The sequence below is a fragment of the Streptomyces davaonensis JCM 4913 genome (genome assembly GCF_000349325.1).
GTDB classification, from domain to species: domain Bacteria; phylum Actinomycetota; class Actinomycetes; order Streptomycetales; family Streptomycetaceae; genus Streptomyces; species Streptomyces davaonensis.
On the sequence record NC_020504.1, the window covers coordinates 6,773,001 to 6,789,038 of the forward strand.

At 73.6% G+C, this 16,038-nt stretch carries 8 protein-coding genes; 7 read left to right on the forward strand and 1 reads right to left on the reverse strand.

The annotated features are described in order from the left end of the window. Positions 1-98: 98 nt before the first annotated feature. From BN159_RS29935 to BN159_RS29955, 5 genes are all read left to right on the forward strand, one after another. Complete coding sequence (locus BN159_RS29935) at positions 99-3,311, forward strand: non-ribosomal peptide synthetase (RefSeq protein ID WP_015660760.1); 3,213 nt, start codon at positions 99-101, stop codon at positions 3,309-3,311. Beyond that, the gene (locus BN159_RS29940; protein ID WP_015660761.1) at positions 3,308-9,739 is read left to right on the forward strand and encodes a non-ribosomal peptide synthetase; all 6,432 of its coding nucleotides are present in this window, start codon (positions 3,308-3,310) and stop codon (positions 9,737-9,739) included. The genes BN159_RS29935 and BN159_RS29940 overlap by 4 nt, the downstream gene beginning before the upstream one ends. Before the next feature lie 167 nt (positions 9,740-9,906). After that, complete coding sequence (gene gntD, locus BN159_RS29945) at positions 9,907-10,977, forward strand: guanitoxin biosynthesis L-enduracididine beta-hydroxylase GntD (protein ID WP_015660762.1); 1,071 nt, start codon at positions 9,907-9,909, stop codon at positions 10,975-10,977. Positions 10,978-11,023: 46 nt separating this feature from the next. Beyond that, positions 11,024-11,809: an SDR family NAD(P)-dependent oxidoreductase gene (locus tag BN159_RS29950; RefSeq protein ID WP_015660763.1), complete on the forward strand. Its 786-nt coding sequence runs from the start codon at positions 11,024-11,026 to the stop codon at positions 11,807-11,809. Further along, entirely contained in the window at positions 11,806-13,065 is a 1,260-nt protein-coding gene (locus tag BN159_RS29955; RefSeq protein ID WP_015660764.1) for a cytochrome P450, read from the forward strand. Before BN159_RS29950 ends, BN159_RS29955 begins: the two co-directional genes overlap by 4 nt. Here the strand turns inward: BN159_RS29955 and BN159_RS29960 are convergent. Further along, positions 13,000-13,794 (reverse strand): thioesterase II family protein, encoded by a 795-nt coding sequence (locus BN159_RS29960; RefSeq protein WP_015660765.1) that lies wholly within the window; start codon positions 13,792-13,794, stop codon positions 13,000-13,002. The genes BN159_RS29955 and BN159_RS29960 overlap by 66 nt on opposite strands. A gap of 148 nt (positions 13,795-13,942) precedes the next feature. Here BN159_RS29960 and BN159_RS29965 point away from each other — a divergent pair, with 148 nt between their 5' ends. Both BN159_RS29965 and BN159_RS29970 read left to right on the forward strand, forming a co-directional pair. Then, entirely contained in the window at positions 13,943-14,287 is a 345-nt protein-coding gene (locus BN159_RS29965) for an acyl carrier protein (protein ID WP_051113562.1), read from the forward strand. After that, positions 14,284-16,032 carry an acyl-CoA dehydrogenase family protein gene (locus BN159_RS29970; protein WP_015660767.1) on the forward strand — a complete coding sequence of 583 codons (1,749 nt, stop codon included), beginning with the start codon at positions 14,284-14,286 and terminating at the stop codon, positions 16,030-16,032. Before BN159_RS29965 ends, BN159_RS29970 begins: the two co-directional genes overlap by 4 nt. Positions 16,033-16,038: the final 6 nt, after the last annotated feature.

Below are 16,038 nucleotides of genomic sequence, written 5' to 3' on the forward strand. Positions count from 1 at the left end.
TTCACGCGCCCGATCCGCCGTACGAGCTCACCCGTCCGCAGCGCCGAGCCGGACCGGGCGTCGAGCCGTCGCAGTGCACGAGAGCGGTTACGACCTTGATGACTTCACCCGACGCCGACAGCGACCTGCTTCCGCTCACCGCCGCCCAGCGGGGGGTGTTCCACGCGCAGCGGCTTCAGCCCGGCAACGCGGCCTACAACGCGGTCGCCGTCATGGAGGTCCGCGGACCGTTCGACGGGGCCCTGCTGCGGTACGCGATCCGCCGGGCCGAGGCGGAGAGCGGCACCTGGGACGTCGAGCTCGTGGAGCGGCCGGACGGCCTGTACCAGCGGCCGCTCCCGCCGGGCTGCTCGACCTGGCGGGAGCTGGACCTCAGCGGTGAGAGCGACCCGGTCGCCGCCGCCTGGGAGTTGATCGACCGGGACCGCAGCACCGCGATCGACCTGTTGAAGGACCCCCTGTGCGGGCATCTGCTGATGCACGTGGGCCCCGATCGTCACCTGTGGTACCAGCGCAGCCACCACGTCCTGTCCGACGCCTACGGCTCCATGCTGCACTCGCGGCGGATCGCCGAGCACTACGAGGCGCTGACCACGGGCGCGGAGCCGGCCGGTGAACCGCTGGGCGGGATACGGGAGTTGCTGGCGGAGGAGGCCGACTACCGCGCCTCGGACGACTACACCGCGGACCGGGAGTACTGGAACCGCACCTTCGCCGACCGGCCCGACGTCGCCTCGCCCGCGCCGGGCGTGCCGACCGCCGCCGCGGAACGGGCGCTCTCCACCACGACCCACCTGACGCAGGGCGAACTCCGGGCCCTGCACACCGCGGGCCGCGAGGCGCGCGCTCCGTGGACGGTGGTGATGATGACCGCGGTCGCCGCCTATCTGCACGGGGTGACCGGGGTCGAGGACCTGACCGTCGGAGTCCCGGTCACCGCACGGTTCGGCGCCTCCCGGAACGTGCCCGGCATGCTGTCCAACACCCTCCCGCTGCGGCTGTCCGTCAGCCCCGCCGCGGGCCGCAGGGACCTGGTCCGGCAGACCGCGGCGCGACTCGGCGAACTCCTCACCCATCAGCGCTACCCCTACGACGAACTCCGCCGCGATCTACGGCTGTTGGGCACGAACGAGCAGGTCTTCGGCGTCCTGGTCAACATCATGCCGACCGGTTCCGAGACGGCGTTCACCGGGCGCGAGGCGGAGCTGACCGCCCTGTCCGGGGGACCGGTCATCGACCTCAACATCACCTGCCACCCCGACCCGGACGGCAAGGGCGCCCGCGTCGAGTTCGAGGCCAACCCCGACCGCTACAGCGCCGCCGAACTCGCCGCTCACCAGGCCCGGTTCACCGACTTCCTGCCCCGGTTCCTGGCCGCGGCGCCGGATCTGCCGCTGGCCCGGGTGGACGTCCTCACCGCGGACGAACGCCCGCAGGCACTCGACGCCGGACGGCGGGCGGGACAGGTGGAGCGAGTCGCGCCACGGACCTTTCCGCAGCTGTTCGAGGAGCAGGTCCGGAACACCCCGCACGCCTGCGCGGTGCTCTCCCCGACCGGACGGCTCGACTACGCCGAACTCAACGCGCGCGCCAACCAGTTGGCCCGCGCGCTGGTGGAGCGGGGCGCCGGGCCCGAGACACTGGTGGCCGTCGCGTTGCCGCGCGGCACCGCCCAACTGACGGCCGTCGTCGCCGTACTGAAGTCGGGAGCCGCCTATCTGCCGGTGGACCTCGACTACCCGCGGGCCCGGATCACCGACATGCTCACCGACACCCGCCCCCTGCTGGTGCTGACCATGCGCGACACCGACGACCCGACGCCGGCCCCGGGAGTCGAGCGACTCCACGTGGACGACGCCGCGGTCGTGGACGGCCGCCCCGACACCGACCTGCACGACCACGACCGCCGCGAGCCGCTGCACCCCGGCCACCCCGCCTACGTCATCTACACCTCCGGCTCGACCGGCCGCCCCAAGGGCGTCGTCGTCACCCACACCGGCCTCGCCGCCCTCCTCCGGCATCAGCGGGACCTGCTGCGCCTGACCCCGGACAGCCGGGTGCTCCAGTTCGCGTCGCCGAGTTTCGACGCCTCGGTGTGGGAGCTGTGCGTGGCGCTGCTCACCGGGGCCGCCGCGGTGGTCGCGCCCGCGGAACGGCTGACGCCGGGCCCGCCGCTGGCCGCCCTGGTGGCCGAACTCGGCGTCGACTGCCTGCTGTTGGCCCCCTCGGCGCTGACGGCCGTACCGCCGGACGGTCTGCCGCCGGGCATCAACCTGGTGGTGGGCGCCGAGGCATGCGCCCCGGAACTGGTCGAGCGCTGGTCCCCGGGCCGCCACATGGTCAACGCCTACGGCCCCACCGAGTCGACGGTCATCGCCACCCAGAGCGCCGCTCTGTCCGGCCGCACCGTACCGCCCATGGGGTATGCGACCCCCGGCACCCGGATCAGGCTGCTGGACGCGGCGCTGCGGCCGGTGCCGCCCGGGGTGGCGGGCGAGGTCTACCTGAGCGGCGACGGACTCGCCCGCGGTTATCTCGGCCGTCCCGGCACCACCGCGGAACGGTTCGTCGCCGACCCCTTCGGCGCACCCGGCGCGCGGATGTACCGCACCGGCGACCTGGCGCGCTGCACGCCCGACGGTGAACTGGTCTATCTGGGCCGCGCCGACAGCCAGGTCAAGGTGCGCGGGTTCCGTATCGAGCTGGGCGAGGTCGAGGACGTCCTCACCCGGGCGCCCGGCGTCGCCGGGGCCGTGGTGACGGTCCGCGAGGACCAGCCGGGGCGCAAGCAGCTGGCCGCGTACGTCGTGCCCGCGCCCGGCGTGTTCGAGCCGGAGCCCGCCGCGCTGCGGGAGTTCGCCGCCGAGCTGCTGCCGGGCTACATGGTCCCGGCGGCCGTGACCGTGCTCGACGCCTTCCCGCGCACCCCCAGCGGCAAGCTGGACCTCAAGGCCCTGCCCGCACCGCTCTTCCAGGCCGCGAGCGCCTACCGGGCACCGGAATCGGAGCGGGAGCGCATCCTGCACGCCGTGTTCACCGAGGTCCTCGGCCTGGACCGGATCGGCGTCGACGACAGCTTCTTCGACCTCGGCGGCGACTCGGTCGTCGCCATGCAGACGGCAGCCCGTGCTCATGAGGCCGGGCTCGACCTCACCGCTCAGGACGTGTTCGTCCACAAGACCGTCGCCCGGCTCGCCGACGTGGCCCGGGACGCCGTACCGCAGACCGCGCCGCGCCGTGCCGAGGAACTCGTGCGGCTGGACGCGGACGAACTCGACGAGCTCGAAGCCCAGTGGGAGACAACACTGTGAGACAGACATCCCTGGAAGCCGTGCTGCCGCTCACCCCGCTTCAGCAGGGCATCCTCTTCCACGCGCTGTACGAGGAGCCGCAGGACAGCGGCGAGCAGGTGGACTTCTACGTCGTCCAGACGCCGCTGGAGCTGGTCGGCCCGCTCGACAAGGACGTACTGCGCCGCTCCTGCCAGGCTCTGCCGGACCGGCATGCCGCCCTGCGGGCCGGGTTCCTGCGGCGCCGCTCGGGCGAGACCGTGCAGGCCGTCGCGAAGTCGGTCGAGCCCGCCTGGGAAGAGGCCGACCTGAGCGGCTTCGACGCCGAGGAGCGCCGGGTGCGCCTCGCCCGGCTGCTGGCCGAGGACCGGGCGCGCCGCTTCGACCTGGCCAAGCCGCCGCTGCTGAGGTTCACGCTGATCCGGCTCGCCCCGGAGCGGCATGTCCTGGTGCTGACCAACCATCACATCGTGCTGGACGGCTGGTCCCTGCCGCTGGTCCTCGCCGACCTGTTTCGCCTCTACCGGGACGGCGGGTCCGCCGACGCCCTGGAACCGGCCGTAGGGTTCGGGGACTACCTCGGCTGGCTCGCGGAGCAGGACCGGGAGGCGGCGGCGCAGGCCTGGCGGTCCGCGCTGGCCGGCCTGGACGGCCCGACGCTGGTGGCGCGCGGCACGGCCGGACCGCAGGCTCCGGGGCAGCGGCGCGTGATCGCCGAGCTGACCGAGACGGACACCGCCCGCCTCACCACCATGGCCCGCGCCCACGACCTCACCCTCAACACCGTGGTCCAGGGCGGGTGGGCGCTGCTGCTGACGGTGCTGACCGGGCAGCCGGACGTCGTCTACGGCAACACGGTCGCCGGGCGCCCGCCTCAACTGCCCGGCGCCGAGCGCATGGTCGGGCTGATGATGAACACGGTGCCCGCGCGGGTCCGGGTCGACCCCGCCGAGCCCATCGCCCGGCTGCTGGCCCGCGTCCAGGCCGAGCAGGCGGCGCAGGCCCGTCACGACTACCTGGGCCTCGCCGACATCCACCGCGCGGTCGGCGTCCCCGAACTCTTCGACACCACGGTCGCCTTCGAGAACGTCCCCGTCGACGGCGTCGTGCGCGGCGCCGAGGTCCCCGGGCTCGCGGTCACGCTGATGCGGGACGCCGTGGAGGACGCCTTCGAGGGCACCCACTACCCGCTGAGCCTGGCCGTCCACCCGGGCGAACGGCTCCGCTTCGAGCTCAACCACCGCGAGGACGCCGTCCCCGCGGCGCAGGCCACCGACATCCTGCGCAGGCTGTGCGCGGTACTGCGCGACATCGCCGAGCGGCCCGAGGAGCCCGCCGGTCGGCTGCCCGCGCTCACGGACGCCGAGCGGCACGCGATCGTACAGACCTCCCGCGGCCGTATCTTCGTCCACGCGAGCCGGACCCTGCCCGAGGTGTTCGAGGCGCAGGTGCGGGCGACACCGGCCGCGGTCGCCGTCGGCGACGGCACCCGGCGGCTGACGTTCGCCCAGCTCAACGCCGAGGCCAACCGGCTCGCCCGGCTGCTCGTCGCCCGCGGCGCCGGACCTGACAGGCTCGTCGGCGTCGCCCTGCCCAGGACCACCGACGCGGTGGTGGCGATCCTGGCCGTACTGAAGTCGGGCGCCGCCTATCTGCCGGTCGACACCGAGCACCCGGCGGAGCGGATCGCCGCCTTGTGCGCTGAGACCGACCCCGTCGTCGTCCTGGCCACCGCCAAGACCGAACTGCCCGACACGGTGCCGGTCCTGCCGCTCGACGGGACGGACCTGCCCGAGGAGGCGGCGGACCTCACCGACGCGGACCGCACGGCCCCGCTGCTGCCCGCACATCTGGCCTACGTCATCCACACCTCCGGCTCCACCGGCCGGCCCAAGGGCGTGGCCGTCGAGCACCGCAACCTGGTCAACATGTTCCACAGCCACCGGGCGAACTTCTTCGACCCGGAGCGGGAGCGCGCGGGCGGGCGGCCGCTGCGCGCGGCGCTCACCAACTCCCTGGGCTTCGACGCCTCCTGGAGCCAGCTGCTGTGGATGGTCGCGGGCCATGAACTCGACCTGGTCGACGACACCGTCCGCCGTGACGCCGTGGCCCTCGTCGCGCATGTGGCGGACGCGGAAGTGGACGTCGTGGACACCACACCGTCCGTCGCCCGCCAGATGCTCGCGGCCGGGCTGTTCGAGACGCCGGGGCGGCGGCCCCGGGTGCTCGCGCTCGGCGGCGAGGAGGCCGGCGAGGACCTGTGGAGCGAACTGCTGGGCGTGCCCGGCCTGTCGGTGTACAACCTCTACGGCCCCGCCGAGTGCACCGTCGACGCCATGCACTGGCAGGGCGCACCCGGCTCCCGCCCGGCCATCGGCGTACCCGCCGACAACGCTCGCGTGTACCTCCTCGACGCCTTCCTGCGCCCGGTGCCCGACGGGGCCGTCGGCGAGCTGTACATCGCCGGATCCGGGGTGGCCCGCGGCTATCTGGACCGGCCGGGCCTGACGGCGGAACGGTTCGTGGCCGATGTGTTCGGCGCACCGGGTGCCCGCATGTACCGCACCGGTGACCTGGGCCGACGTGGTCCGGACGGGGCCGTGGAGTACATCGGCCGGTCGGACTTCCAGGTCAAGGTGCGCGGTCACCGCATCGAACTCGGCGAGATCGAGGCGGCGTTGGCGGCCGACCCGGCCGTGGCGCAGGCGGTGGCGGCGGCTCCGGCGGACGACAAGGGCGGGCGGCGCATCGTGGGGTACGTCCGTCCCGCGCCCGGTGCCCGGATCCGGCCCGAGGAGCTGCGCGAGGCGGTCGCGCGGCGGCTGCCCGCCTACATGGTCCCGGCGCTGGTGATGGTCGTGGACACCTTCGCGCTCACCCCCAACGGGAAGGTGGACCGCCGGGCCCTGCCCGACCCGCGGTTCAAGGCAGCCGGTGCCCACCGGGCGCCGGAGACCGAGCGGGAGCGGATTCTGCACGCGGTGTTCACCGAGGTGCTCGGTGTGGAGCGGATCGGCGTCGACGACAGCTTCTTCGACCTCGGCGGCGACTCCATCACCGCCATGCAGGCCGCCGCGCGCGCCCACCGGGAGGGCCTGGCCGTCGGTGTCCGGGACATCTTCGTCCACCGGACCGTCGCCGGGCTCGCCGAAGCGGCCGAGGAGGTCGCTGAGCAGCCCTCCGCTTCGGCTCCGGCCACCGGTCCCGTGCTCGAACTGACCGCGGCCGAACAAACCGAACTCGACGCGGCCGGGCTCCGGTTCACCGACGTGCTGCCGCTCACGCCACTGCAGCAGGGCATGCACTTCCACGCCATGCTGGCCAGCGACGGCGTGGACGTCTACACCGCCCAGGCCCCGCTCAGACTCCGCGGCGCGCTCTCGGCGGACGTCATGCGCACCGCCCTCGACGCGGTCTGCGCCCGCCACGCGGCACTGCGCGTCTCCTTCGTGACACCCGCCTCCGGACGCACCGTCCAGCTGGTCCACGAGCGGGTGCGCGTGCCGTGGCGGGAGCTGGACCTCTCGGCCCTGGACGAGGAGGGGCGCCGTCGGCGGCTGGCCGAGCTGCTGGCCGACGAGCGGGTGCGCCGCTTCGACCTGGCGAAGCCGCCGCTGCTGCGCGCCACCCTGGTCCGGCTCGCGGCAGACGACCATGTGCTGCTGGTGTCGTACCACCACGGGCTGCTGGACGGCTGGTCGCTGCCGCTGTTCTTCCGCGACCTGTTCGCCGGTTACGCCCGCGGCGGAGCCGCCGCGGGCCCGCGGCCGGTGCAGTTCACCGACTTCATGCGCTGGCTCGGCGGCCACGACGAGGAGAAGGCGGCGGCCGTCTGGACCGAGGCGCTGGCCGGGGTCGACGAGCCGACGCTCGTGGCACCGGACGCCGAGGCCGCCACCGCGACCGTGCCCCACCTGGTGACCGACATCCTCGACACCGAACAGAGCGCGGCCCTCACCGCCGCGGCGCGCGGCGCTGGCCTGACCCTCAGCACCGTGGTGCAGGGCGCCTGGGCGGTGGCCCTCGGCGCCCTCCTGGGCCGCGACGACGTCGTGTTCGGCGCGACCACCGCCGCGAGGCCGGCCGAACTGCCGGGCGCCGAGGACATCATCGGCCTGCTGATGAACACCGTCCCGGTCCGGGTACGGCTCGATCCCGCCCGGCCGCTGGACCGGCTGCTCGCCGACCTCCAGCTCCAGCAGGCCGAACTGCGCCCGTACCAGCACCTGGGCCTCACCCGGGTGCAGCGCGCGCTCGGACTCGGCGAACTCTTCGACACCGTCGTCGACTTCGCGAACACCCCGCTCGACGGGGAGGCCGTACAGCGGCAGGTGCCGGGCCTGCGGATCTCCCTCGACGAGGAGCCGGTCGCCGGCGCCTCCCACTACCCGCTGAACCTGGTGGTGGTGCCGGGCGAGCGGCTGAGCCTCGAACTCAGCTACCGCGCCGACCTGTTCACCCCCGAGGCGGGCGCGGCGCTGCTGGCCCGGGTCCGCCGCATCCTGGACGGCTTCGCCGCCGACCCGGCCGTTCCCCTCGGGCGCCTGGACCTGCTCTCGGAGGAGGAGCGCGGACAGCTCCTCGGGCTGATGGCCGGACCGGCGTACGACGGTGGGCCGGTGACGTTGCCCGAGCTGTTCGCCGAGCAGGTGCGGGCACGGCCCGATGCCGTCGCCGTGTACGACGGACAGGTCGAGTTGAGTTACGGCGAACTCGACGCGCGCACCAACCGGCTGGCCCGTGCGCTGGTGGCCCGGGGCGTGGGTCCCGAGGACCTCGTCGCGGTCGCGATCCCGAAGTCGGCCCTGTCGGTCACCGCCGTACTGGCCGTGCTCAAGGCCGGTGCCGCCTATCTGCCGGTGGACCTGAAGTACCCGCCGGAGCGGCTGCGGTACCTGCTCGACGACGCGCGTCCCACCCTCGTCCTGACCACCGGCGAGGAGCACGGGCTGCCCGAGGGGCCCGAGCGCCTCCTGAGCCTGGCCGACCTCGAAGAACTCCAGTTCAGCGACGAGCGGTTGACCGACGCCGACCGCACTGTGCCGCTGCGGCCGGAGCACCCGGCCTATGTCATCCACACCTCCGGGTCCACCGGCCGCCCCAAGGGCGTACTGGTGCCCCACACCGGCATCGCCGCTCTGGTCGCCCAGCAGCGCGCGGGGCTCGCCCTGCGCCCGGACGAGCGGGTGCTGCTGTTCGCCTCGCCGAGCTTCGACGCCTCGGTGTGGGAGCTGGCGACCGGTCTGCTCACCGGCGCGAGCGTGGTCACCGCCCCGGGCGACGAACTGCTGCCGGGCCCGGCGCTGGCGGACACGGTGGCCCGGTACGGCGTGACGACGCTGCTGCTGCCGCCGTCCTCGCTTGCGGTGCTGGCCGAGGGCGCGCTGCCGGACGGGGTCACCCTCGTCGTCGGCGGCGAGGCGTGCCCGCCGGACCTGGTGGAACGCTGGTCGGCCGGGCGCCGCATGGTCAACGCCTACGGGCCGACCGAGGCCACCGTGATGGGGACGATGAGCCGGCCGCTCGCGGGCCGGACGAGCCCGCCGCTCGGCGACCCGGTCGCGGGCGCCCGGGTGTACCTGATGGACGGCGCGCTGCGGCCGGTCCCGGTGGGCGCGCGGGGCGAGCTGTATCTCGCGGGCGACGGTCTCGCGCGCGGCTATCTGCGCCGGGCCGCCCTGACCGCGGAGCGCTTCGTGGCCGACCCGTTCGGCCCGCCCGGGGCCCGGATGTACCGCACCGGTGACGTGGCCCGGCGCACCGCGGACGGCACGCTCGAATACCTGGGGCGCGCCGACGATCAGGTCAAGGTGCGCGGGTTCCGGATCGAGCCGGGTGAGATCGAGGCGGTCCTGGCGGCCGATCCGGCGGTGGCGCAGGCGGTGGTGGTCGTCCGCGAGGACCGGCCCGGCGTACGGCAGTTGGTGGGTTACGCGGCTCCGGCGGCGGGCGCGGTTCTGGAGCCCGCGGCGCTGCGGGGGCGGGTCGCGGCGGCGCTGCCCGACCACATGGTGCCCGCGGCCGTCGTCGTCCTCGACCGGCTGCCCGTCACCGCGAGCGGCAAGCTCGACCGCGGCGCCCTGCCCGCGCCCGACTTCTCCGGCGTCCGCGACAGCCGGGCACCGCGCACTCCCCGCGAGGAACTGGTGTGCGCGCTGTTCGCCGAGGCGCTGGAGGTGGAGCGGGTCGGCATCGACGACAGCTTCTTCGACCTCGGCGGCGACTCGATCACCTCGATCCGGCTCGTCACGCTGGCCCACGCGCAGGGCCTGGACATCTCCCCGCGCGACGTGTTCAGCCACAAGACCGCGGCGGCCCTCGCGGCCGCGGTGAAGGACGTCGCCGAGTCCCCGGACGCGACCGACGCCGAGGACCCTGACGAGCCGCTGATCACCCTGGACCCGGCCGAACTCGACGCGTTCGCCGCCGACTGGCAGGAACCCGCCTGACCCTGCCGCATCACCGCATTACCGCTGGACCAGCACGGCCGGGACCCTGCTCGGCCGGTCCGGAAGGGCACCACCACGCGGCCCGGCAGCGTGCAAGCGCTGCGCGGGCCGCACAGGACCGAACGCCCGACGACCCGCACGGTCACGACCCGGTGGAGGACACCGACATGACAACAACCAGCCAGCCCGACGTCGACACCTCCCACCGGGAGGCCCCGGCGGGTCTGGACACCCCGCTCGAATACGTCCTGGACTCCGACGAGGTCGCCGAACTGCGCGCCGTGGCGGCCAAGCTCGCCGACACCGGGGTCTCGCCCGATCTGCCGGACTTCTACGACCGGGACCACCCGGTGGAGGACCTGCTGCCCGCCGGACTGCGCGCCTTCCTGCTGTCCTACCGCCGCACCGAGCGCGGCGCCGCCTGCCTGGTGCACGGCTTCCCGGTGGACGACGCCGCACTGGGTCCCACCCCCGGCCACTGGCGCGAGGCCATCCGCAGTGACATCGCCCTTGAGCAGGAACTGTGGCTGGCGCTGTGCGGGATGGTGCTGGGCGACCCGTTCGGCTGGGTGACCCTCCAGGAGGGCCGCATCATCCAGAACATCCTGCCGGTCCGCGGTGACGAGCACCGCCAGAGCGGCTACGGGAGCGAGAGCCTGCTGGAGTTCCACACCGAGGACGGCTTCCACCCGGGCCGCTGCGACCATCTGCTGCTGTTCGGGCTGCGCAACCGGGACCGGGTGCCGACCATCGTGGCGTCCGTGCGCGATGTGCACCTGAGCGAGGAGGACCGGACGGTGCTCGCCGAGGAGCGCTTCCTCATCCTGCCCGACAGCGAGCACATCCGGCAGCTGGAGACCGACGACCCCGGTCATCCCGCGCTGCCCAGGCTGTACGAGATGGCGGAGCGCCCGGTGCCCACCGCCGTCCTCTTCGGCGACCGGCTCAACCCGTATCTGCGCATCGACCGGCCCTTCATGCGGGTCGCCTCCGGCGACAGCGAGGCCGCGGGCGCGCTGGACCGGCTGATGGACGAGCTGTGGCGGGTGCAGCAGGACATCGCGGTGGGCCCCGGCTCGCTGCTCGTGGTGGACAACTACCGCGCCGTGCACGGCCGGCGCGGCTTCACCCCGCGCTACGACGGCACCGATCGCTGGCTCAAGAAGCTCACCGTCAGCCGGAGCCTGCGCCGCAATCACAGCGGCTACGCCCTCCAGCACCCCCGCGTCATCGTCTGAGCCCGAGAGCCTGTCGGCACATCCCCAGGAGAGGCAGCAGCACACCATGCGTACCGTCATCGTGTCCGGCGCGTCGAGCGGCATCGGCCACGCCACGGCCGAGCGATTCGCCCGCTCGGGCGACCACGTCATCAACCTCGACCGTCAACCGCCGCCCGCGAGCACGCCGGACGGCCCGCGTGAGGGCGGGGGCGCGGTCCACTGGACCGAGCTGGACGTCGCCGACTGGTCGGGCGTCCAGGAGGCCGTCGACCGGGTGCACGCCGAGCGCGGCCGGATCGACGTCGTCATCGCCAACGCCGGCATCAGCGTCCGGCACGGCATCCTGGAACTCACCGAGGCCGAGGCCCGGCGCACCCTGGACGTCAACCTGATGGGCGTCCTGGCCCTGTGGCGGCACGCGGTACCCCACATGCTGCGCCAGGGCGAGGGAGTGCTGCTGGCGACGGCATCCGTCAACGGCTCCCGCGGCTACCCGCTGTACGCCGACTACAACGCCAGCAAGGCGGGGGTCGCCTCACTGTGCCAGACGTTCGCCGTCGAGCTGAGCCCGCTGATCCGCACCGCGTGCGTGGCGCCCGGCGCCGTCCTGACGCCCATGCAGCGCGCCGAGTACACCGACGAGATGCTCGCCGAGGTCAACGAGCGCATCCCGGCCCGCAGGCACGCGCTCCCCGAGGAGATCGCGGACGCCTTCTACTTCCTGGCCTCCCCGCAGGCGTCGTTCGTCTCGGGCCAGCAGTTCGTGGTCGACGGCGCCGAGACGGCGGGCGCCACCACCGCGTTCTTCCCCGGCCCGACCAAGGCACTGGACGCGGGGGAGCGGTCATGACCCTGTCCCCCCTGCTCGACGCGGGCCCCGTCGAGGCCCTGGACTTCGCCGACCCGCTGCTCCACGCCCACCACGACCTGGGTCCGGTGTGGCGGCGGCTGCGCGCCGAGGCCCCGGTGCACTGGCAGCCCGAGGCCGACGGGCGCCCCGGCTTCTGGGTGGTCAGCGGGTACGCCGAGGTCGCCGGGGTCCTGGGCGACAGCGAGACGTACACCTCGGAGCGCGGCAACGTGCTCGACACGCTGCTCGCGGGCGGCGACTCGGCGGCCGGGAAGATGCTCGCGGTCACCGACGGCCGTCCGCACCAGTCGCTGCGCAGCGCCCTGCTCAAACCGTTCTCCCCGCGCTCCCTGCACGTCGTGGTGGACAGCGTGCGGCGCGGCACCCGCGACCTCGTCGCCCGCGCCGTGGAGCGCGGCGAGGTGGACTTCGCCGCCGACGTCGCCGCGCACATCCCGCTCGCCGCCATCTGCGACCTGCTGGGCGTCCCGGCCGAGGAGCGCGGGCACATCATCGACCTCACCTCGACCGCGCTGTCCTCGGCGGACGGCGCCCCCACCGAGGAGGCGACCTGGGCCTCGCGCAACGGCCTGCTGCTGTACTTCTCGGAACTGGCCGAGCAGCGCCGCAAGAAGCCGTACGACGACGTGGTCAGCCTGCTGGTGACCCGGGAGATCGACGGCAGGCCGCTGACGCACGAGGAGATCGTCTTCAACTGCTACAGCATCATCATGGGCGGCCACGAGACGACCCGATTCGCCATGATCGGCGGTCTGCACGCCCTGATGCACCACCCGGAGCAGTGGCAGGCCCTCAAGTCGGGCCGCGCCGACGTCTCCTCGGCGGTCGAGGAGGTGCTGCGCTGGACCACTCCGGCCCTGCACAGCGGCCGTACCGCGACCCAGGACGTGCTGCTGGGCGAGCAGTTCGTGGAGGCGGGGGACATCGTCACCGTCTGGCCGGCCTCCGCCAACCGTGACGAGTCGGTCTTCGACCGGCCGGACGACTTCGACCTGTCCCGCTCGCCCAACAAGCACCTGTCGTTCGCGTACGGCCCGCACTTCTGCCTCGGCGCGTTCCTGGCGCGGGCCGAACTGTCCGCCCTGCTGGAGAGCCTGAAGGACCTCGTCGCGGTCGCCGAGCCGGCCGGCGAGCCGCGCCAGGTGTACTCCAACTTCCTCAGCGGGATGTCAGCCCTGCCCGTCACCCTCACCGGGGAACGCGCCGACGCCGGTCAGCCCCTCGAAAACGGCTGACATCGTCTGACGGGGGTGCGTCCGCGGGAAGGCGTGCCCCCCAGGCAGGACTTGCATTCGGTACGCGCCCGACGCGTACGCCGCCCAGGGCTCGACCTGGGCCACGGTGGCCACCTCGTCCTGCTCTCCGGCGAGCGTGAGCAGCGGACAGCTCACCGGGACGGGCTGCGGGATGCGGTGGCTCTCCGCGAGGGCCAGGTCCGCCCGTACCGCGCGCAGCACTTCGCGCAGGAAGTCCGGGAAGGCGAGCAGTTCGGACGGCAGGCCGTCGCCGCTCCTGAGCCAGTCGGCCAACTCCTCGTCGGTGGCGCCCGCGACGGCCTCCCGCCCGAGCGGCAGATGCGGCGCACGGGCCGCTGAGCACACCAGAGCGCTCGGCGGGCGCAGCCCCTCCCGCTCGATCCGCAGCGTCAGCTCGTACGCCAGCGTCCCCCCGAAGCTGTGCCCGAACAGCGCGTACGGCACGGCCAGTTCGGCCCGGATGCCGTCCAGTACCGCCTCGATGAGCGGACCCCAGGCCGACGGCATCGGTTCCCCCATGCGGGCGCCGCGTCCTGGCAGCTCCACCGCGGCGACTTCCGCCCCGTCGGGCAGATGGGGGCGCCACGCGCCGAAGGTGGCCGCACTGCCGCCCGCCTGCGGCAGACAGAGCAGCCGCAGCCGGGGCCGCCCGACGGCGAAACGGGCACCGATCCAGTCGGCACGGGGGGAGACGCTGTGTGTACTCATGCCGTTCACCCTCACCCGAGCCCACGGCCACAGCCAGGCAGCGAGGCGGCAGTTTCCCCACAAGGTCCCACGTGGGGCGCGGAGTTGCCGTGCGCTTGCCGGGTGCATTGCCTGGGACCTGTGATCACGCGGGCCTACGGTCGGGGCCATGACTCACACTCCTGCCGCTGTCGAGGCCGACGGCGTGACCCGCGTGGTGTGCGGAATGGTCAAGCTGATCGCGCCGCGCAAGGTCGACCAGGTGGCACCGGACGACCGTCTGATCGGCGATCTCGGCTTCCACTCCCTCGTGCTCGCGGAACTCGGCTACAACCTCGAGGACCTGTACGGCCTGCGGCCGTTGACCCCTGAGGAGGCCATGCAGCTCCAGCGCGTCAGCGACATCGTCGAGTTCGTCGCCGGCGAGGTGGCCGAGGGCCGCGCGCACACGCCCGACGTGGAGGAGCTCGACGCTCTCTTCGCCCGGTACGGCGCCGAGGCTCCCGCGGCATGACCGGCGCCTTCGACCGCCCGTCCTACGCCCTGGCGGCGGACCTCGACCGGGCACTCGGCGACCCGGACGCCGCCGACGGCCCGTTCAGCTACGCGGAGATCGTCGCCCACGAGGAGAACGACGCCCTGCCGCCCGACGCGGTGGAGCTGATCCGGTCCTGGGGGTTCGCGCAGTACCTCGTGCCGGAGGAGTTCGGCGGCGGGCTGCGCAACCTGGAGCAACTGGCCCTGCTGACGCGGGTGCTGGCCCGGCGCAACCTGACCGTGTCGGTGATGTTCGGCTCGGCGCTGCTCGGCGTCAACTCGGTGTGGCTGTGGGGTACCGAGGAGCAGCGTGCGCGGGTGGCCCGCGGCATGCTCGACGGCTCTCTCGCCTGCTTCGCCGTCTCCGAGCCGGACCACGGCAGCGACCTGGGCACCAACGAGACCTCGGCGGCCCGGGACGGCGACACGTTCATCCTGACCGGTGAGAAATGGCCGGTCGGCAACGCCACCCGCGGCCGCTTCGTCACCGTCTACGCCACCGTCGAGGGCCTGGGCCAGTCCCTGCTGCTGCTCGACAAGGAGCAGCTGGACGCGGGGAGTTGGGACAACCACCCCTTCGTGAAGACGGTGGGCCTGCGCGGCCACGACCTCAGCGGCATCACCTTCCGCGGCACGCGGGTGCCCGAGGACGCCCTGCTCGGCCGTCCCGGCGCCGGCCTGACGGGGATCCTCCAGGTACTTCAGATCACCCGCACGGCGATCGGCGCGCTGTCGGTCGGCACCATGGACTCGGTCCTGCGGATCGCGCTGCGTCATGCCCAGGAGCGAGTGCTGTACGGGCAGCCGATCCACCATCTCCCGGTCATCCGGCGGCACTTGGTGGGGGCGTATCTCGACCTGCTGATCGCCGAGTGCACGCTCCAGCCCGTGACCCGTTCCCTCTCCGTCGCCCCCTCCCGGCTCAGCCTGTGGTCCTCCGTGGTCAAGTACCTGGTGCCGACGCTGGGCGAGGAGGTCGTGCGGGAGGCGGGCCTGGTGCTCGGGGCGCGCAGCTATCTGCGGGAGGGCGTGGCCTCGGGCGCGTTCCAGAAGCTCCAGCGCGACCATGCGATCGCGAGCATCTTCGAGGGCACGACCCACGTCAACCTGCACGGCATCGCCGCGCAGTTGCCTGCCGTGGCACGGGTGGCACAGCGCCCGGCGCCGGGCGGGGAGGACATCCTGCGGCAGCTGTTCGACTGGTCCGAGGAGGCTCCCGTGTGGCGCCCCGCGGGCCGGGCGCTGCGGCTGACCAACGCCACCGAGGACGAGATCACCCGCGGCTGGGGCGAGGCCGTGACCCGGGCCCGCCAGGTCGCGGAGAGCGAGCTGCCGGCCGCCGAGGGCGGGGCCCTGGTCACGGTGCTCGACGCGTTCTCGGCCCGCCGGACGGCCTTCTACGCCCGGATCGCGGACGGCGCCCTGGACGCGGCGACGGCCGAGGCGCAGGACATCGCCGCCGAGCACTGCGTGCACCACGCCGCCGCCTCGTGTCTGTACACCTGGCTGTACTCCTTCGAGCGGGAGCGCGGTTCGGCGGGCGGCACCGGCTGGCTGGTGCTCGTCCTGGCGCGGCTGCTGCGCAGGCTGGATCCCGCGGATCCGGCGGCCGAACTCGACGAGGGCCTGCTGCCCGCGCTGGAGAAGCTGATCCTGGCGAGCCTCGACGGCCCGGAGTACTTTTCGCTCCGAACCGTCAAGGCGGCCGCCGGCGCTGCCTGAGGGCTC